The organism is Lacipirellula parvula, from assembly GCF_009177095.1.
Classification (GTDB): domain Bacteria; phylum Planctomycetota; class Planctomycetia; order Pirellulales; family Lacipirellulaceae; genus Lacipirellula; species Lacipirellula parvula.
Map to the genome: position 1 here is coordinate 1907093 of NZ_AP021861.1, position 19906 is coordinate 1926998.

General features: G+C 59.9%; 13 protein-coding genes. 2 read left to right on the top strand and 11 right to left on the bottom strand.

Translation table 11 applies throughout. From position 1 onward, the window contains the following. Positions 1–45 precede the first annotated feature (45 nt). Together ppc and PLANPX_RS07335 are read left to right on the top strand one after the other, a co-directional pair. The gene (gene ppc, locus PLANPX_RS07330) at positions 46–2811 is read left to right on the top strand and encodes a phosphoenolpyruvate carboxylase (RefSeq protein ID WP_152098101.1); all 2766 of its coding nucleotides are present in this window, start codon (positions 46–48) and stop codon (positions 2809–2811) included. Positions 2812–2960: 149 nt separating this feature from the next. Beyond that, positions 2961–5282 (top strand): glycosyl hydrolase family 18 protein, encoded by a 2322-nt coding sequence (locus PLANPX_RS07335; protein WP_152098102.1) that lies wholly within the window; start codon positions 2961–2963, stop codon positions 5280–5282. 63 nt (positions 5283–5345) lie between these two features. Here the strand turns inward: PLANPX_RS07335 and PLANPX_RS07340 are convergent, their stop codons facing one another. The 11 genes from PLANPX_RS07340 to PLANPX_RS07390 form a co-directional block, all read right to left on the bottom strand. Then, positions 5346–6857, bottom strand: a complete 1512-nt coding sequence (locus tag PLANPX_RS07340; RefSeq protein ID WP_172991920.1) for a PQQ-dependent sugar dehydrogenase — start codon at positions 6855–6857, stop codon at positions 5346–5348. 1406 nt (positions 6858–8263) lie between these two features. Further along, entirely contained in the window at positions 8264–8683 is a 420-nt protein-coding gene (locus tag PLANPX_RS07345) for an arsenate reductase ArsC (RefSeq protein ID WP_152098104.1), read from the bottom strand. After that, positions 8680–9768 (bottom strand): ACR3 family arsenite efflux transporter, encoded by a 1089-nt coding sequence (arsB, locus tag PLANPX_RS07350; RefSeq protein WP_152098105.1) that lies wholly within the window; start codon positions 9766–9768, stop codon positions 8680–8682. The genes PLANPX_RS07345 and arsB overlap by 4 nt, the downstream gene beginning before the upstream one ends. Before the next feature lie 3 nt (positions 9769–9771). Further along, complete coding sequence (gene arsM, locus PLANPX_RS07355; RefSeq protein ID WP_152098106.1) at positions 9772–10659, bottom strand: arsenite methyltransferase; 888 nt, start codon at positions 10657–10659, stop codon at positions 9772–9774. A 45-nt stretch (positions 10660–10704) separates the two neighbouring features. After that, positions 10705–11070, bottom strand: a complete 366-nt coding sequence (locus PLANPX_RS07360; protein ID WP_152098107.1) for an ArsR/SmtB family transcription factor — start codon at positions 11068–11070, stop codon at positions 10705–10707. A gap of 65 nt (positions 11071–11135) precedes the next feature. After that, positions 11136–13271 carry a PQQ-binding-like beta-propeller repeat protein gene (locus tag PLANPX_RS07365; protein WP_152098108.1) on the bottom strand — a complete coding sequence of 712 codons (2136 nt, stop codon included), beginning with the start codon at positions 13269–13271 and terminating at the stop codon, positions 11136–11138. A 103-nt stretch (positions 13272–13374) separates the two neighbouring features. Further along, positions 13375–14733, bottom strand: coding sequence for a hypothetical protein (locus tag PLANPX_RS07370; RefSeq protein WP_152098109.1), 1359 nt, complete (start codon positions 14731–14733; stop codon positions 13375–13377). A 460-nt stretch (positions 14734–15193) separates the two neighbouring features. After that, positions 15194–15577 (bottom strand): hypothetical protein, encoded by a 384-nt coding sequence (locus PLANPX_RS07375; protein WP_152098110.1) that lies wholly within the window; start codon positions 15575–15577, stop codon positions 15194–15196. 663 nt (positions 15578–16240) lie between these two features. After that, positions 16241–17368 (bottom strand): prenyltransferase/squalene oxidase repeat-containing protein, encoded by a 1128-nt coding sequence (locus PLANPX_RS07380; RefSeq protein ID WP_152098111.1) that lies wholly within the window; start codon positions 17366–17368, stop codon positions 16241–16243. A 28-nt stretch (positions 17369–17396) separates the two neighbouring features. Then, complete coding sequence (locus PLANPX_RS07385; RefSeq protein WP_172991921.1) at positions 17397–18626, bottom strand: formylglycine-generating enzyme family protein; 1230 nt, start codon at positions 18624–18626, stop codon at positions 17397–17399. Positions 18627–18761: 135 nt separating this feature from the next. Continuing rightward, positions 18762–19781 (bottom strand): formylglycine-generating enzyme family protein, encoded by a 1020-nt coding sequence (locus PLANPX_RS07390; RefSeq protein WP_172991922.1) that lies wholly within the window; start codon positions 19779–19781, stop codon positions 18762–18764. Positions 19782–19906 lie beyond the last annotated feature (125 nt).

Genomic DNA, 19906 nt, shown 5'->3' on the forward strand with positions numbered 1-19906 from the left:
CCCTCCCTGCCCCCCACCTTCCCTCCCCACCCCACAAAGACTGCCATGGCTGCCAACGGCGACTCCCATTCCGAATTGCGCCGCGAGATCGACGACCTTGGACGAATGGTCGGGACGACGATCACCCGCTTCGCCGGCGACGCGGGGCTGGAACTGGTGGAGAAGGTTCGCGGTTTAGCGCGTTCGATGCGTGAAGGGAACGCCGAAGCGGGGGCGTCGCTTAAGTCGCTTCTCGCGGAACTCGACGAAGCTCAGTTGAAGATTGTGGTCCGCAGCTTCAGCATCTTCCTGGAACTAGCCAACGTCGCTGAGGACCGCCAGCGGATTCGCACGCTGCAGCAGCGCGAAGAGGCGTCGTTCCCTGAACCTCGCAAGGAATCGATTCGCGACGCGATCGCCGCGTTTAAAAGTCGCGGCCTCACCGCGTCGGAAGTACAGACGCTCGTCAATCGCGTGGCGATCGAGTTGGTGCTCACCGCTCATCCCACCGAGGCCAAGCGGCGCTCGGTGCGGCGGATTTTGCGTCGCATTCATAAAACGCTCGCTGAACGCGACGAGCAACAGGGACAATCGCGGCAACAGGCCCGCATCAATCGGCATTTGCAGAGCGAAATGGAAATGCTCTGGCAAACGGATTTCATTCGTCCGCGCCGGCCGACGGTACTCGACGAAGTAATGCGCGGGCTCGCGTTCCTGCCGGTGCTGTGGGAAGAGGCGCCGGCGCTGCTCGATGAGCTGCGGCAAGCGCTCCAGGCCGACTATCCGACGGTGAAGCTGCAACACGACCCGCCGCTGATTCGTTACGGCTCGTGGATGGGGGGCGATCGCGACGGCAATCCGTTCGTGACGCCGGAGGTAACGCAGCAAACGCTCGAACGCCTCCGCCGCACGGCGATCGACTTGCACCTCGAAACGGGGCGGCAGCTCTCGAAGTATCTCAGCATTTCCGACCGCGAAACGCCGCCGCCGCCGGCGCTGACCGAGGCGATTCGCCGCGTGGGGGCTCAATTCCCGGAGTTGGCCGAAGAGTTGAAGTCGCAGCGGCCGCTCGAATCGTATCGCCAGTGGTTCCATGCGATCGAATGGCGGCTCGGCAAAACCGCGGCGGTGTCACTCGCAGGGGGCGCTACCCCGCCCCCCGGCGCCTACCAATCGGCGAGCGAACTGTGGGCCGACGTCAACGTCGCCGCAACCGCTCTGCTGGCGACGCGAAACAGCACGACCGAAGCGGTCGAAGTGCAGCCGTGGCTCGACCAGATTTTGCTCTTCGGTTTTCACACCGAACGGCTCGACGTGCGGCAACATTCGGGCGTCTACCGCGCCGTCATCGACGAACTGTGGCAAGCGATGGGTGTCGTTGAAGCGGGCGCCACGCTCGATGAAGCGACACGCTGCGACCGCCTGCTGCAGACAATCGGCCGGCCGATTCCAACCACCGGCGTCGAACTCTCGCCCGCGGCGAAAGAGACGCTCGACCTCTTCACACTCCTCCGCCGCGTCGGCCGACGCTTCGGCATGAGCGCGCTCGGCGGCCATGTGATCAGCATGACCGAGTATGCGAGCGACATCCTCACGGTGTTGTGGCTGTGGCGTGCATCGGAAACGGTCGACGGCGGCGACCGGGCCGACGCCCAGTTGCTGCTGCCGATTGTGCCGCTGTTCGAGACGATCGACGATCTCAAGGGAGCGGCGGCCACGTTCCGGGCGATGCTCGAGAAGCCGGCCTACCGCGAGCATCTGCGCGGCCTGAAGAACCAGCAGATGATCATGATCGGCTACTCCGACAGTACGAAGGATGGCGGCTACGTCGCGGCCCAGTGGTGTCTGTTCCAATCGCAAATCGAACTACAGCAGATTGCCGACGAGTTCGGCGTGACGCTCACCTTCTTCCACGGTCGCGGCGGCGCCCTTGGCCGCGGCGGCGGGCCGGCGGCGCGCAGCATTTTGTCGCTGCCGACTGAGGCCTTTTCCGGCTCGCTGCGACTAACTGAGCAAGGCGAAGTGTTGGCCGAGCGGTACGACAATCCCTACATCGCTCACCGCCATCTGGAGCAAGTCGCGTGGTCGACGCTCACCGCCGTCTCGCGACGCTCGCGCCAGGCGCCGACCGAGTGGCAAGAAGCGATGGATCGTCTCGGCGCCGAATCGCTCGCCGCGTATCGCAAGTTCGTCGACCACCCGGCGTTCGGCGAGTATTACCGCCTGGCGACGCCGATCAACGCGATCGAACGCTTGCCGATCGGCTCGCGACCCTCGAAGCGCAAGGCGAGCGGCCGGATCGAAGACTTGCGCGCCATTCCGTGGGTTTTCTCCTGGACGCAAAATCGCTGCATCATTCCCGCGTGGTACGGCATCGGCTCGGCGTGCGAGGCGCTCACCACCGCCGAGCCGTCGATGGCCGCGATCCTGGCCAATATGTACCGCCAGTGGTCGTTCTTCACCGCGATGATCGACAACGCGTCGCTCGCCCTCGCCAAGGCGAACATGACGGTGTTCAAGCAGTACGCGGAACTCGCGGCCGGCATCGCCGGGGCCGACGAACTCACCGCGTCGATCGTCGCCGAGTACGATCGCTCGCGCCGCGCGATCTTGACGATCACCGGCAATCGCGAGTTGCTCGACGAAGTCCCCTGGCTGCAGCGGTCGATCAACATTCGCAACGGTTATGTCGATCCGCTCAACATGATTCAGGTCGAACTCCTACAGCGGGCCGCTCGTGGCGCCGCGACGCCGGAGCGGCAGGAAGAGCTTGAATACCTGACGAATCTGACCGTCAAAGGCCTATCGACGGGGATGCGGACGACCGGCTAAGCCGATTGGATGCGAGCACCATTGGTTCGCAGAACGATGAATCGCCTCCGCAAAAGCGAGAGACTTCTGCGTATGTGCGCTAGCGTCGAAACGGCAGCCTGCGAGTAAGATAAGAGCTGGAACAGCTCACTCCTTCTCCGAGAGGCAGCATGGTCGGTCGCCGGTCTTGCCGTTGGTTTACGCACGCTTGTTGCGCGGTTACTAGCCTACTTGCTGCGGGCGAGGTTCGCGAAGCCCACGCGCAAACGGCGAGTCGCTCGTCGTGGGAAGCCGCCGACTTCCGCATCTGGGGGTACGTCCCGAATTGGACGACCGTTTCCCAGATCAACGCCTTCAGCACGAACGGCATTTACGATCACGTTTCCGACGTTTTGTACTTCGGCGGCGTGCAGCCGAAAGCGGATGGGACGCTCTACTACGCGTCCGGCGCCACCAGCCAGTTGGCGCCCTTAAAGACTGCGGCGCAAACGCGCGGCTTCTCGCTCCATTCGAGCATGTTCACCGTCAATGGCGGAGCGACCGACGACGTGTGGAACGCGATTGTCTCGAGTCCCACGACGCGAGCGACGTTCGTCAACAACGTGAAGAACTTTCTCGCCGCCAACAACATGAAGGGGTACAACCTCGACTGGGAGCGCCCGGGCGACGCCACCGAGTGGGGCAACTACACGCAGCTGGCGCGTGAACTCCGCACCGCGTTGAATCCGCTCGGCATCGAGGTTTCGGTCTGCGACTTCGGCAGCACCGACTACACGTGGGACAACACGGCGTTGTTCGATGCGAAGGTCTACGACCAGATTTTCGTGATGAGCTACCATCTCACGGCATCGTCCACGGGGACTTACACGAATCAAAAACTCGGCCTGACGGGGCAAGGCGCCGCCAAGGCGTTCTCCAACGACCAGATCGGGATTGGCTTCGGTACCTGGGGCCAAGGCGGCCCCGCGACAGTCAGCCTGCAAACGATCGTCAACGCGAACCCCAACCTACCCTACGACGCCCTCACGTTCACCGGCACCATCAACGACATCAACGGCGTCTCGCGCACCGGCACCTGGAATATTGAGAGCCGCAAGCAAGTCCGCGAGAAGGTGCAACTCGCCATCGACCGCGGCATGCCCGGGCTGTTTTCGTGGACGATGCACTACGACGCGACCGGTAAGTACAGCCTCCACCGCGTCGCCCAGCACTATGCGATGGTGAAAAAGCAGACGCCGGATCTCAATCTCGACGGCAAAGTCGACGCCGCCGATGCCAACGCCCTCGCCGACAACATGGGAACGTACTCCACCGCCACCGGGACGGCCGCCGGCGCTCAGTTCGAAGCCTTCTACTGGAACGGCAACTGGGAGAAGGGCGACCGTGACGGCAACGGCTACGTCAATCAGGCCGACGCCACGTGGCTCGCTGGCCGCTACGCTGCATTGGGCGTGGCGCTGCCCGACCGCCTCGCCTTCACCGGCGAGTTCGAAAAGTTCACTGGCTCCCTCGGTCTCAACGGCCGCTGGAAGGCTGGCGCCACGCGCGCCGGCTTCGAAGAGACGGGCAACTTCCACCAACAAAACCTGGGCAATCTGCCCTTCGCCGGCAGCGGCGCCGGCGCTAACAAGTATTCCGCTTCGTCCGTCACGATCCGCAACCAAACCGCCGGCGAAGTCGCCGATGGAGTCAATGGCGCGCAGCGAACAATGAAAACGACGCTGGCCGAAGCGGTCGATCTCGCCGCTGAAGGCGACTCCTACCTCACGTTCGTCGTTCGGCAAAACACCGCGTCGCTCACGGCGACGCAGCTCGACTCGGCGAATCGGACGCTGTCGCTCGAACTGCTCAACTCTGCCAATCTGGTGCAGTACGATTTCTCGTTCCTCGGCCAGCAAACGGATTTCAGCATTCGCAGCCAAGCCGACGCAGCGGGCGACGATGTGACGGCCGACGGATTCGCCGCCGACGCGACGTACTTGTTCGTCGCCAAGATTTCCGGCAACGGCTCCGCGGCCAACACGCTGCAGGCGTCGTTGTTCGCCTACGGTTCCCACGTCGGCAACTTTACCGATCCGCAATTTGAGTGGATGCTAACGGCCAACGGCGGCGCCGGCTTCGATCCGATCATTACGCAGTTGCAGTTCAAATCGTCCGCCGAAGGGAGTTTCAGCGTTAGCAATTTGCTCGTCGGGCAAGAAAGTAATTTTTTCGCCGCCCCCGTCGCGGGCGACTTCAACGCCGACGGCGTCGTCGACGCTGCTGATCTTGAACGTTGGAAGCTAGGCGTTGGAACCACGAACGCCACTCACTGGGATGGTGATGCGAACGACGACGGCGTCGTCGACGGAGCCGACTTCCTGGTGTGGCAACGCAACCTCGGGCAAACGGCGGCGACCAGCGTCGCTGCCGCCGTTCCCGAGCCATGTTCGCTGGCTCTCGCTTCCATCGCCCTCGCAGCGTCGCTGATGCGCCGGCGCAGCGCTTCCTAACCGCCAGGCTTACTTCCTGGCGACGCTGCCGCGACGATCGAAACGGCCGCTTGCCGGCCGCGCTCAGGCGAGGTCCGCAGGGCCGTCGAGCAGTTGCGCTCGCCGCCGATACGCTGCGAGCCGGATCGCTCCGCAGGCGAGCAGCACGCCGGTGCCCGGTTCAGGGATGACGGTGGAACTGGTCCCGCGCGAGACGTTCAGCGATGACCAGCCAAAATTGCGTTGCCAAATTAGGTAGTCGGCGCTGTCGACTCTGCCGTCGCCGTTAGCATCGCCATTGGCAGCCGCCGCGCCCTCGGTAATGCCGAACCCGCCGTCCCAAATCGCCAAATCAGCCTCGTCGACCTTGGCGTCGGCGTTGAAGTCTCCCGGCATCAACTTGTCAGTCACGATCCGGTAGATCTCCCCGGTGTACATATAAGTGATGTAGATGTTGCCGACGGCGTCCTCGCTCAGGGCGACCGGTCCGAGCGGCCAACCTTCGTCAGTGGGAAGCTGCGGATTGAGGAACGTCACTTCCTGCGGCGTCGTTTCCGTCGCTGGCTTCAACATCCAAATTCGATTCAGCGACGTGTCGCCGAAGAAGTAGTTGCCCTGCAGTTCCGGATCTGGCCCGCGATAGGCAATGCCGCCGAAGACCGTGATGCCCGTGAAGTTTTGGTCGACGCCGGCCGTTCCCGGCCGCGCGTAGTCGTAGATCGGTTCAACCGGGGTGACCGGCAAGTCGCCTGAAGTGTTCGGATTATCGAGCGAACCCTCGCGGATGCGCCACCCGTAATTCTCGCCCCCGGTGCTGGTTCCCAGTTGGCGATTGATTTCTTCCCGCTGTTGTTGGCCGACGTCGCCGATCCAGAGATCGCCGGTCGCTCGATCGAAACCAGCGCGGAACGGGTTCCGCAGCCCGTAAGCCCAAATCTCGTTGTCGCCGACCGGATCCTCGGCCCCCGGAGCATCGGGCGCAAACGGGTTGCCCGGCGACTGCGCCGTGTCGTAAGGAATGCCGTAGTTGCGCGCGTTGTCGTTGGGGAAGTCGTCGCGATTCACGTCGACTCGCAACACCTTGCCCAACAGGTTGTCCGTAATATCTTGCGCGTTGCCGGTGGGCTCGACGTGACCTGGGCCGGTGTCGTCGCCGTGGCCGCCGTCGCCCGACATGAGATAGAGGTAGCCGTCGTTCGGACCAAAACCAATCCAGCCGGCATTGTGGGCGTAGTCGGGCTTCGCCCAGCTGATGATCGGCGTGAATTCTGGGTTCGCGGTCGTTGCGTTAGCGCTCGGAGCGGTGTACTCGCGAATGTATTCGCTGAAGACGCTATCCGGGTCGTCGTCGTTCGCCGTCAATGAAAGGTAGAACTTGTGGTTGTTCTGAAAGTCAGGGTGAAACGCGAGCCCCAGCACCCCGCCTTCGCCAATGTTGTTTACGCCCGGAATCGTGAGGTACGGCGTTTCCTGCAGCTCGCCAGTGGTCAGATCGATGACTCTGACGGCAGCGGTTGCGTTCTCGCTCCATTCCGGCGAGCCGCGCTCGATGACGAACATTCGCTGCGGATCCCCCGGAGCGAAGGTCGCATACATCGGCCAGTTAAGGCCTTTCGCAACCAGCTGACGTCCGACGACGCCAGCGTCGGCGGCATTTGTACAGAAGCTAGCCGTTGCAACGGCTAGTAGCGACGACGCGCGGGAAAGACGGGCGGAACGCCGCCGGCCTCTCGGCGCGCGCGCCGAGGGCGTGAGTGGTGTCTGATTCATGGTGCCTGTCCAATGTTCCGTGGTACCGACTGGCGCTCGCCTCCGAAAGCGCCAGAATAGTAGATATGAGTGTATCAGAGATAAGCGATCAGGGCGAACGCGGCGACGATAAAATATGCGGTTTGCCCTATGGAGCAACCCGCGATCCTGCTGGTATGAACAGGGAACGCGCCAGTGAACTGGGATGCATCGCCGTACGCGCGAGCATTGACGCCAGCGCCAGCACCCTCGGTCAACGTGCAGAGTCACCTCTTTAGGTGATTGTTAAATCGGCCAGTCGCCGGCTTTGGGCGGCCCGCTCATTCGTCCTAAGAGCTGCCGGTTTCAGGATTTAGGACTAATTAAATAGTTAAGGGCCCTCTCGCCGCCTCCGCCAAGGGCCAGTCGTCGCTCGAACGCCGAACGCCGCACGGCGTGCTGCGGGTTCTTACGAGGCTCGCCGGGAACGCTGGGATCACGAGACGACGCGTGTCGGGGGCCGCGAAGCAGCCCACGCCTGCCAGCTCGCTTCTCGAGGGGAGCGGATTCAATCCCAGTCGTCGACTGCCGCGCGGCGCCGGGCAGGCTGAGTGCCGCCCACATCGACGTGAAGCTTCGGCAGGAAACCTAGAAAAGCGAATTCCGCAGCGCCGCTCGAACTAAGCGGATAGCTTGTAGGCACGCACGCCGGAAAGAAAATAGCCGCGGCGGGACTCGAACCCGCTGAGAAATCCCCGCGAGATTTTGATGCTGCAGCCGCTGGCGGCGCGCAAAGCGGCGCAGTCCGGCATGGCTTCCCATTCGATGACGCAAGTCTAGGGCGACTAACCTGCGCCGAGGCAAACGTGTTGAGGTCACGGTGGTTAGCGGTGCACCCAGTCATACGCTCGCTCATCAAGTCCCTCATCATCTCAAGCGACGGGGCCGGCGGGAAATGATTGCGGACGCAGCGGACAGGGCGGACGATTCTACGAGGTAATGCCGCAGACTATCGCGAGCCCCGGGGACGCGTGATGAGCAGCGGGAACGTTCCGCTACGGGGAACGCAGACGGCGGCGTGCCGGCGTGGCGCGTCGCCGTTTCCTCGCTATGAGGTCGTCGGCCGGGGGCCCCATGGGTTCGCTGATGTTTTGACCACAACGGGCCGGTCGCGCTGCCGATGGGACTCGACTAGGGGGTATCCAATCGTCACAAATTTTTTAAAAGAAATCTCCAGAGATTGGTATTGTTTTGCGGGGTCGCAAATTCCAGAGTCATTGACCCGGAAGACTTAAATATTTAATGATGCTCGCTAGAATTTCGTCTCGCACGCGGGCGAATCCTGCTCGCCGTTCAGTCTCGTCACCTTCAAAATCTGCCGGGTCTTCGAATGGCCAGTGAAGCGTTCGCTTCGCGTTCGGAAAGAACGGGCACGCCTCCTTCGCGTTATCGCAAACGGTCACGACGACATCGAAAGCTTCCTTGTCGAACTGCTCGACATGTTTGCTCGTGGCGGAGCTGAGGTCGACGCCAAGGTCTTTCATGACTTCAATGGCCATCGGGTGAACGTATCCTGCTGGCTTTGAGCCCGCGGAGACGGCTTGCCACTCGCCTTCGCCGAGCTTATTCCAGAGCGCCTCGGCCATTTGAGAGCGACACGAATTGCCGGTGCAAAGAACTAGAACCTTCTTCACTTGAGTTGTCCCCCACTGGCTAATTCGCATGCTGCGAAATAGCGGCGTTGAAAGAAGAATGCGACGCTAACGAGCCCAATCATCACCGGCACTTCGACCAGCGGCCCGACCACGGCCGCGAACGCCTGTCCGGAGTTAATTCCGTAGACGGCGACCGCAACCGCGATTGCGAGCTCGAAATTGTTGCTCGCAGCGGTGAAAGCAATCGTCGTCGTTTTCGAGTAGTCTGCTCCCGATTTCTTCCCCATCCAGAATGAAACGAGGAACATGACCACGAAATAGATGCAGAGTGGAACAGTGATGCGGAGCACATCGAAAGGTAGAGCCACAATGTAATCCCCCTTCAGGGAGAACATCACGACAATTGTCAGCAGCAACGCAACGAGCGTCAGGGGCGAGATTTTTGGGATAAAGACGCTCTCATACCACTCTCTTCCCTTCGCCCTCACGAGCACCAAGCGAGTTAGCATCCCGGCGATAAACGGAATCCCGAGGTAAATGAATACGCTGACGGCAATCTGAGACATGCTCACATCTAGCGCCGCCCCATCGATGCCGAAGAGGGGCGGCAAGACCGAGATGAAGAGCCACGCATAGAGTGGATAGAACAGCACCTGGAAAATCGAGTTGAAGGCAACAAGCCCTGCCGCGTAGTCATTGTCTCCGTCGGCAAGTTCGTTCCACACGATGACCATCGCAATACACCGGGCGAGGCCAATCATAATGAGGCCGACCATGTATTCCGGGTAATCGCGGAGGAAGATTATCGCGAGGAAGAACATCAGGAGCGGGCCAATCAGCCAGTTCTGAGCGAGCGACAAGCCTAGTACTCGAAAGTCGCGAAAGACCCTTCCTAGTTCCTCGTAACGAACCTTCGCCAGCGGCGGATACATCATCAGGATTAGCCCAACCGCGATGGGAAGATTCGTCGTGCCGACTTGCAAGGAGTCGATGAACTTCTCGACGCCCGGCAGGAAGTGGCCGAGCGCGACCCCGACGATAATCGCGAGGAATATCCAGGCCGTTAGATACCGGTCGAGGAACGACAGCCGCTTCGGACAGCAATTAGTAAGGTCAGATTCCATTCCCTATCCCTTGATGGCGTAGACTTTGACGCTCGCGGCAAAGTCGTTCACGTCATACCGCGAGAGTAGGTCCTGAAGGTCGGAATGAATGCCGGTCGTTTGCTTGCTTGCCGGCTCGCAGCATCCGCCAATAACGGCGAGTCCACTCGCCGGTTCCATCGAGGGAGAGCAGCAGGCACTCTGACCATCGACGTTCGCGTAAGCGTTGAGGTCCGCTCCGCTGTCCTTGATTTCTACCGCCGAGAAGCCTGCATCGAGGAGGCCCGCTCGATACTCGTCAATTTGAATCGCTCCGGCGATGCAGCCGACGTAGGCCATGATGTTCTCGCTGAGCGCCTCCGGCATCGGCTTTTTAATGGCGATGTCGCTGATTGCTACCCGGCCGCCGGGCTTCAGAACCCGGGCCATCTCCGCGAAGGCCTTCGGCTTGTCCGGAGCGAGATTAATCACGCAGTTGCTGATGATGCAGTCCACAGACGCATCAGCCAACGGAAGCTGGTCGATAGTCGACAAATGGAATTCAATGTTCGCTGGTGCCTGCCCAGTTGCAGGATTGACGGCGTTCTTTCGCGCGAGATTAATCATCTCCTCCGTCATATCAATGCCGATGGCTTTGCCTGTCGGCCCCACAGCCTTTGCCGCGAGGAACACATCGAGCCCGCCGCCGGAGCCGAGGTCGACGACGACTTCTCCTTCACGAATGCTGGCGAATGCTGTAGGGTTTCCGCAGGACAGGCCCATGTTGGCGTTAGCAGGAATCGAATTCAGCTCCTCTGCCGAATAGCCAAACGCTTCTGCCACGGAGCGAACGCCTTGCTGTGAGCTGGAGAGCCCGCTCGCAGCGACCTGTCCGTATTTCTCTTGAATGACTTTCTCAATATTTGAAGACATCTCTTCTCTCTGCTGCTAGCTAGCCCGATTTCTCAGATATGGTTTTTACTTGGTCGCCGATTTCTTCCCTGGCTTTGCTTTCTTCTCGCCGCAGCTCTGAGAGCCAGCGAGACCGCACAACTCCGGACGGCCCTTGCAGCACTCTTCGGTGAGGAAGAGCAGCAAGTCACGCATCGCGGGCACACACAGGGAATAGCGAATCGAACGCCCCTCACGCTTGGACTCGATAAGTCCCGCGTGAGTCAGCTCTTTGAGGTGAAACGACAGGGTCGCCGCAGGAATCGAGAGGTCGCCCGCGATATCGCCCGCGGCAACACCCGATTCCCCGGCCACAACGAGAAGCCGGAATACCTGGAGTCGTGATTCCTGGGCCAGGGCCGCTAAAGCCGTAACTGCTTCTGTAACTTTCATAGTTCTGTAATAATGGAAATGTCAGGGGAAGGCAAGTTTGGCCAAACTGCCGGGGGGGGGCGCCACTAAGCGCCGAGGTCGACGCAGACGATTTCCTTCTCGAAACGCACGTAGAGACGCGTTCCAACGAGAGCCGGAAACGTGAAGAGTTCTGCCGCAGCAGAGTCCTTATCCGGAGCGAAGCTGAGGCGAGAGAGAATCCGCGGCTCCTCGTCCTTCGTATCGACGAGAACTAACTCCCCGCCCCGACCCTGGACCAGCAGCCGGTCGTCGCTTGCAATGGCTGCTCCGTATTCGCAGAAAGTTCGGTCGCGGGCCGACCATGCCGACTGGAGCCCCTTCGCCACATCGAAGCATTCGAGTCGACGGTTCACGCAAAATATCCGGTCGCCGATTGCAATCGGCGTGCTCATCTGCGGGTTCAGCTTCGTGTTGACGGCAACATGCTCCGGATTGATGGTGCCGTCATTGTTGAACTCGTAGAGACGACCGCCATTATTTTCCGTGGCAATTAGCAGCTTGTCGCCAACGACAACCGGCGTCGGCACATTGAAGTCACCATCGGTCCGGGGCTTCACCGACCACAGCTCCCGCCCGGTTGACGCTTCCCAACCGCAAAGCATGTTTTGGGTGTGCCCGATGATTTGACGAACTCCGCCGAACGTCGCTGCGATGAATGAACCATAGCCTTGGGGGCCACCTGGAGTTTTCCATCGGACCTCCCCGGTTGCGGCGTCGAGGGCGGCAATCGCCGCGGTCGGAGCGCCCGGGTTTACGATAATCATGTCGTCCACAACGAGCGGCGACGAACAAGTTCCCCACGGCAGCTTGTCGAGCGCGAGGAACTTCAATCGGACGTTGGCTTTCCAGACAACCTTCCCAGTTTCGATGTCAGCACAAATCAAATCACCGAAGGCACCGAAGAAAAAAACCCAGTCCTTATAGATGAGCGGCGTTGCACGAGGGAGGTTGTCGTAATCCAACTGCCCAATGGTGAGCTGCGTGATTGACCACAACTCTTCGCCGGTAGAAGCGTCCAGGCAACGGAACACATCAGCCCGGTTAGCGGCGTCGCGGTCACCGACGAACACATGTCGGTCGGTTGCCGCGAGGCCGCCCATACCGGGGCGAAGGAACGATTGCCGCCAAACGATGTTCGCTGTTTCGGGCAGCGAACTCGGGAGCCACTCAACATGGCCGTTTCTCTCCGGGCCGAGCCAACCGGGCCATGCCCGGGTGGTCGGCGTTACGTTTGCCGCTTTCTTCGACTCGTCGGTCGAAGGTTTGGGTTTTGCCGCTGCCGCAGGAGTTTTTCCGGCAGCTTTGATTACTGGTTTGGTCGGAGCGGGCTTGAAGTCCTCAGGTACAAATCCCAGCATCGTCTCCAGCGCGACCAGCATGCCGGGCGACTGCGCCGCTGCGTATAAAGCCTTCTGTAATTTCTTCTGCTCGTCTTTGTCGAGCGACTTCGTTGCGAAAGCAGCAACGAACGGGACTTCTTCCGTCTCGCCAATAACCCGAAGGTCACCCTTCTTAATCGTTCCGCAGCCTTCGAGGAGCGGAGCGGCGTAACTGGAGATGACAGCCGCGCCGCGAATCTTATCCCCCCAGTCGATAATCATGCACGCACCGTCGCTGCACGCGTAAGAAATCTCGGCGTCCTTTTCAGGAGGAAGGTCGACGCCAGCTTCTTCTAGCAATGCCCGGGCCGCAGCGAACTTCTCATCGCACTCCGAAGGTCCGAAGAGAATACGGTAGCCGTTGAGGTCAGAAAGCTTCTGAGCTGGGTCGGCAGAGCGAACAACAATCAGACCAGTCTGAGTCGTCTTCCCATCCTTACCAACGAGCCGAGCGAGGCGAGAAACATCAAAGTCGTGTTTCTTCCCCTGAGCGGTAACGACTGAATCTTTGCCGATGATGATGTGAATATCATCGACGCTCTCCTTGTCGAGGGCGTTCTTTACCGACTCAGCGAAGACGACTTCAACGGGTCGACCCAGTTCCTTACTGAGATACTCTCCGAGCACTTCGTATTTCCGCTGGGCGTAGCCGGCGACGCATGGACACGACAGCGGCAGCGCCAGCGGGTCCATCACAAGCATCGTAATGGCGTCGTCGCTTTTCGCCTCAGCCTGCACTGGAATTGCGGCGAGCATTGCCATGAGGAGAAGGGCAAGCCTCGCAAAGAGGGATGTTCGCATGATGGGTTTCCTGAGAACTAAACGGCAGGAATGAAAGAACACGGCAGTAAGCCTCGTTTCCGAAACCTACTACCGTGTTGCGATGTGAGAAATTAGCCGCCTGCTATTCGAGGCCGAGCAGGCTGAGAATACCGCCGCTCTTCGCCGAGACGGCATCAGCAAGCGGTTCCTTCGGGTCGGGAAGAACCCGGGTCAGAACCGCGACGTTGTTCTTCGTAATGTCGAGCATGTAGACACGGTCGCCGGTCGAATCGACGCCAATCGAGACTTTCTTGCAGCCCGGAACAACATCGGCGGCGCCGACAACGCTCAGCAGCTTCCCGTCATTCGAATAGCGCTTGATACGACCAGTGGTATCTTCCGCCGTGTAGACGGCACCGTTCGTGCCGAAGGCGAGATTCATCGGATTGCAGCAGCTCCCGAATCCTTCAACGCCCTCTGAGGCTTTGCCCCAGTCACAGATAGACTTCCCCTCGGCGTCAAAGCGACGGACTCGCTTCCGCGAGTTCTCCGCTACGAACACTCCGTCAGCATTCGCTTGAACATCCATCTGACCGCAGCAGCCACTGAGGCCAGAGACGATTTCCTTCCCTTCAGCAAAGTCCGGGTTCAACTTCCAGACCGCGTAGCCGTAGCCAGCGGGCATTCCGCAAGCAACGTAGACCGCATCTCCATCAGAGCTAATCGACGCGACCTTCAGCTTGTACTGAATCGCGGCCTGCACCATTTCTTCAATCTTCTCCTCAGTCAGCTCCTCGGCAGTGCCGTACTCTTTCTTCATCTGCTCTTTCGCAGACTCGTAGGACTTAATCGTCTCTTCCAACGTCGCGAGCTGCTCGTCGGCATTCTCTTGGTCCTTTAGGCCATCAATCTGGTCCTTCAGTGCCTTAATCGCCGTGTCATACGTTTCGAGCATCTGGGGCAGCATGTCGGCTTGCTGCTTGTGCTGTTCAATGGTTTGCTCCCGCACCTGCTTCTTCGCTTCGCGAATCGCAGCAGCATGAGGCGACTCGGCCTTAGTCACAATCTCCCCGTCCTTCGAAAGACGGATTAGCTCTCCCTCACCGGCCACCAGAATGGTTCCGTCCTTAGCGACGTTAATCGCTTCCGGAGCCACGGGCAGCTCAATCGACTTCAGGAACTTGCCCTCAGCATCAAAGACGCGAATCTCATTCGCGTTCCCCGTGCAGCCAGCCAGGAGCTGGTCATCGCCCATCAGGCAGAAACATTGAACGCTCGCCTGGGAGAGGCCGTCAGCGTTGATATTGATAAGCGCAGATTGCTTGTGAGTAGGCTGCTCGCCGGTCGGGTCGGAGTCGTCTTTCGACTCCTCCTTTGCCTCCTCCGCCGCGTCGTCGCTGGCGTCTCCGTCAATCGTTACCACGTCCGCCTCAATGAGGACGGTGACAGGCTTCGACTCTTCAGCAGTCGCTGATTGAGCCAGGAATAGAGATAGAGACAAACAACAAGACAGGACCTCGAAACGACGAGAGAGGGCCATCATTCTGCTCCTTGCGGGAAAACTAACCGCTTCTCCGGAACAAGTGCTCGCCACGCGCGAGCAGCTTTTGTCCGGGCGATTATCACCGATTCAACTGCTGCTCGCCAAGTAATTCGGTCTCGAACGGCAAAGATTGCCGTACGGAATTTGGAAAACTAGGAAGACAGGGCGAGCGGTGGCGATAGCTTGGCTACTGACGAGCGAGAATCAGGGCGGAGCATCTAAGCCGGGATCCTGCGTATTTTGTAGCAGCACCAGCTCGACTTTTAAGAGGGAGCGGCGGCCGGCTTTTGTTGCCTACGCGCTGCGGCTACTGATCGGCGACGCGCTCGACTCAGCCACCGATGAAGAGCATAGCTTACCGTTTTGCCGGCCACTCCAACTAGATTGTAGTCATCCCGGGCCGGCAACCAGAGCATTCTTAACTGCACGGACCGCCGTCGACGACGAGACGCCATGAGTCGGGGCCGTAGGGGCTGCTAGCTGAACCATCCCACGACGCGCCGATAAACAGATCAAAGGCGACGGAGTAGAGTTGCCCCGGCGTTAGGCCCGTATCTACGAGCGAGACGCTCTCATCGAGTGATCCGCTCTTGGTGACGTTGCTGACCAGTTTGCCGAGCCACGTGGACTGGTTGGGAGGTGCGAGCCTGCCGCTGTCGGTCAGTAGGGAGGCTCGACTGAGTGCGACGAGCGAGACACTCGGGGTAAAGCCTGCTGTGTCCGACTCGAAATCGTTGCTGAAGACCGTCTGCACTGCCGTCACGTGGCCCATGGTAAGGGCGAGCGTCAACGAGAGCAGCATTCCGAAGCAACGTGGCAGGGGCGTTGTCTGTATCTCAAAGCTGAGTGCGTGACGGTCAACGTTGACGCATCGGTCGAAGTTGATGCTGGAGCGGCATTTTGGCCCGGCGTTTAGTCGTATCGCAAGCTCCCATGGCTGGAAATGTTGCTCAGTTTTGAGTGCAGCTAGCACGTCGACTGCACGCCGCAGGGCGCACCGCTTGCCGTTCTGATTTCGAGACGCCCCTCGCCGGCAGATTGCCGACTTACCGTCTGGCAGGTGTTGCCTTCGGCATCACCGCAAGCTCGGGCGTTCTCGGCGGTAGTGATCGGCTTAGAGCGGCTTCTTCAGGAAGTCGACGCGACAGTGAGCAGGGGCTTAGTTGTCCCGAATTGAACTCGCCCGACGCTCTGCGCGTTCCAGCGTCTTACGGTGAAGCCGTGCGTCGACCGTTTCCGTCTTAAAATTTTGCTGGAGAAGATCGCGAGGTGTATGAGACTGAAAAGGGTCTTTCGCATTTCCCGGCGCCAGTATAGGCAAGCTGCATTGTCTTTCGAAATGGGGGCCGTCTTGCGGCAATTCGTCGCGAAACAATCGCGATAATTCAGGTTGCCGTATGGTTGGAACCATCTGGCGGATGCTGGTCAAACTGGACTCCGACATCCCGTCATGCAATGCACAGACCTACTGCTTTTGCGGCTCGCAATATGACAACGCCAACAAGGCAAAAGACGTAGCGAGGTTCGGGTCGTTTTCGTACCAACGATTGTCCTTGTTGGTCCATGAGCCGTCGGGATTTTGCCGCTTGATCAACTCCTCGGTCAATTCTTTCCGCCAGTCATGCTTAACGCCGTTGGCGTCCTCGAAGGTTGGAGAGCCGAGAGCTGCCAGCGTCCGAGCCATCACGTAGAAGTGGTAGTACTGCCCAGAAGTGCCGAGCCCGGCATTTGAGTCGACCGAATAATTCTTCTGCAGCCATTTGATCGCAGCCTGCACGCGGGGATCGTCGGGAGTAAGCCCGGCGTAGAGCATGCATTTTAGTCCGCAAAAGGTCATCGACGCGTAACTTTTGACGCCTCCCTCCGCCGCTTTGCCGGCGGCGCCGTAGCCGGTGTGACAAGGCGAGTAGTAAAAGCCGCCGTCGTTCACTTTGGCGGCGAACTCGAGCGTGTTGTGCTCGCTGGCGAGGTTTTGGCAGCGCGAGACGAAGATGAGCGACTTCTCCACCGCAGGGACGTCGGGCTTCACGCCGGCTGACTCGATGGCGTCGAGCATCATGTGGGTGTTCGACAAATCCCCGCCAGGCGTTTTCGCGTGGTAACCGAGACCGCCGTAGTCGGCGTCGCTGGGTTTGCGTTCTTCCTCCTCATCACGCTGAACGTGGGTCAGGAAGTCGACGGCCCCGGCGACGATTTCATCGTAACGGCCGTCGTCGTTGGCGGCGACGAAGCATTCCAGGCCGATGCTAGTGTCGTAGTTGGTGGTGCCTGGCTTCACCATCGTGATGCTGCCGTTCTCTTGGACGCACCCTTGCATGAACTGCAGCGCCTTCGCAACGATTGGATCGTCGCGTTCGACGTCGTGCCGCAGCATGGCGGTCGCTGCGAGGCCGGTTATGCCAGGACCCAGGCGAGTGCTAAAGCCACCGTCAGGCTGAGCGTTCTTGTTGAGGTAATCGAGGCCTTTTGCAACGGCTTGCTCGTAGGGCGTTGCCTCGGCCTTCACCGTTTCCGCTCCGCTGCAGTCGGCGAATGAGATGCCGCAAACAGCAACTGCTAGAAAGAGCGTAGCGTGACGCGTAAGCGTATTCATATAACGACGCCTTCAATTGAAATTAAGGTTATTTCGTGGTGTTTGTTACGCAGTGATGTCCGCTGGACGTTCGTCTGGTCCGAACTCGCAAGGTTCCCGCAAGTGTGGCGATCGTTAGCACAATCGCACTGGCGTTGGGTTCCGGGACGCCTGCCGTCGTGGCTTCGGGAGACGGGCCTGAATAATTGCGTTGCCAATCAAGGAAGTCACCGCCGTCTAAATCGACGCCGAAACGGGCCTCCCACCCTCGGATTGGATCCGTTAAATCAGCATTGTCAACGGAGCCATCTCCATTGAAGTCGCCGGGAGCGGCGGGAGTCGCCAAGTTGACGACGCGAAAGCCTTGGCCGACGTTCTCAACGGTCGCAGTCGATGCAAACCAACCCAGATTCGTGCCATACTCGCCTGGATTGTAAAACGACCCCCCCATCACGCCGCGGACGCCTGCAGTCGTCGCCGCTTCTGGCATCAGCAACGCCTCATTCCATTCGTAGACATTGCCTGCTTGATCGAACGTTCCGTAGTAGTTGCTCGACGCCGTATACGCCCCGACGTTGGTCAGGTAGTTGATGCCGGGAACGATGTCGAGCGGCCGCGTCCCCGCGCCGGGCGTCATGGCAAAGCCGTTGCCGATGAGGTTCGCTGCGTTCGGCGTCGGGCCCGGAAACGTAGAGGTCGGTACGCTGTCGCTGCGAGTCGGGTAGGTCCAGTAGCCTGCGCCGCCGGTTTTTTCGGGGTCGTAGTAGGCCGCCTTGTACCACTCGTCCTCCGTTGGCAGAACGATCGTCGCTCCAGAGTTGCGTATAATCGCTTTCGCGCCAGTTGGCACCGTAGTTCCGCCCTGTAACGTGTAGGCGCCGGTCTCCGTGTCGGCGTCTCCCTGGCCGTTGTTCAGCCAGTTCGTAAACCTCACGGAATCAAACCATGAAACGAAGTTGACCGGTTGCTGACCGCTGCCTTGCTTCAAGCTGTATTTGCTTCCTTGATTCGCCGTCGCGTCAAACAGAATTCCTCCGTTCGCGTCTGTGCCCATCTTGGCGTTGTATAGCCCGTAGGGATTGGTTCCGGAAGGATCTTTGATGTTTAAGAACTCCGCATACTGCGCGTTCGTGACCTCGTATTTGCCAATTTGATAGGCGTAGTTAACTGCCCCGAACGTTCGACCATACGACTCAGGACCGCCGTAATTACCCGTGTCTCCGACGGTCGCCCAATCAATCGTCACGGCGAAAACGATGTCAGCCGAAGCGACGTGCATCGCTAACGCAAGCAAGCCGCTGGCAACACGTAAATGAAGTAACGCTATCCGTGTCATTTCTTGCAGTAATCGAGTGTTGCCAGCAGCTTGCGCCGATTGATCGCCATCTCAGCCGAAATCGCACCGTCGATGCGATTAGCCGTTTCGCTTCGAAAAACGACGCTGAACTAGCCCGACGAGGCTAGCGCCGAGCATCGCCAACAAACCGGCGTGCGGTTCGGGAACAAAAGCAACGCGGAAACCAAGATTCTGGATTTCAGTGGTCGTCGGCTGTGCGCCGCGGAGATAGGCCCGCATGCGGTGAGAAACCTCTTGGAACGAGCCGCTGCGGATGCCGCGATTCGTGCCGGTGATCAGCGATTCGTTCCATTCGTAGACGCTTCCGGCTTGGTCGTAGGTGCCATAGTAGCTGGCGCTCAGCGGCCCAGCGCTGCCGACGGTGGTGACGTTGCCATCGAGCGCATTCCAATCGGCGCCATTGCCCCAGTTAGCAACGTTGGCTCCGGGATTGCTGATATCGCCCACGGCATTGGCAGTCGCGCTCGTCGGTTCAATGTCGCTCTTTGTGGCGTACAGCCAGTAATGATCGTCGCCGGCGGGGCCGCCCTGTGCAGCGGTGCGAGGATCGTAGTATGCGGCTTTGTAGGCTTCGCTTTCAGTCGGGAGGACCCACTTGGCGCCGGCGTTGCGGGCGACGGTCGTCGCATTGCTTGGCGCGGCGGTGCCGCCGAGGAGCGTGTATGACCCGGTCTCGGTGTTGCCGGCTCCCTGGCCATTGCCGAGCCAGTTGATAAAGCGGAGCGAATCGAAGAAGCCGACGAAGTTTACTGGCTTGTTGCCCATGTTGTCTTTGAGCGTGTAAGCGAAGCTGCCGCTAACGCCGCTTTGCACAATGCCGCCGCGGGCGTTGCTGCCCATGGCCGCGTTATATAGGCCAAGGGAGTCGGTCGTTGCTTTGGCGTTGAGGAACTCGACGTACTGCGCATTCGTCACTTCGTACGTGCCGATGCGGTAGTTGTAGTTGACTCCGCCCACGACGCCGTCAGGGCCGAAGCCGGCGTAAGGAGTGCTCGCCCCGTCAGCAGGGCTGCCGATGACGCTGGCTCCCGATAGTTGCCCAGCGTTGCCGGGGTTGCCGACAGGGACGGTGCTCATCGAGACTGCATGGGCTTGCAACGGAATGGCCGCGCATGCAAGCGCGGCCGCGAAACGACCAATAACACGACGGGACATTAGCAAAGCTCCTCAATCAAAGGTGAAAAACGCTCAAGCGAATACAA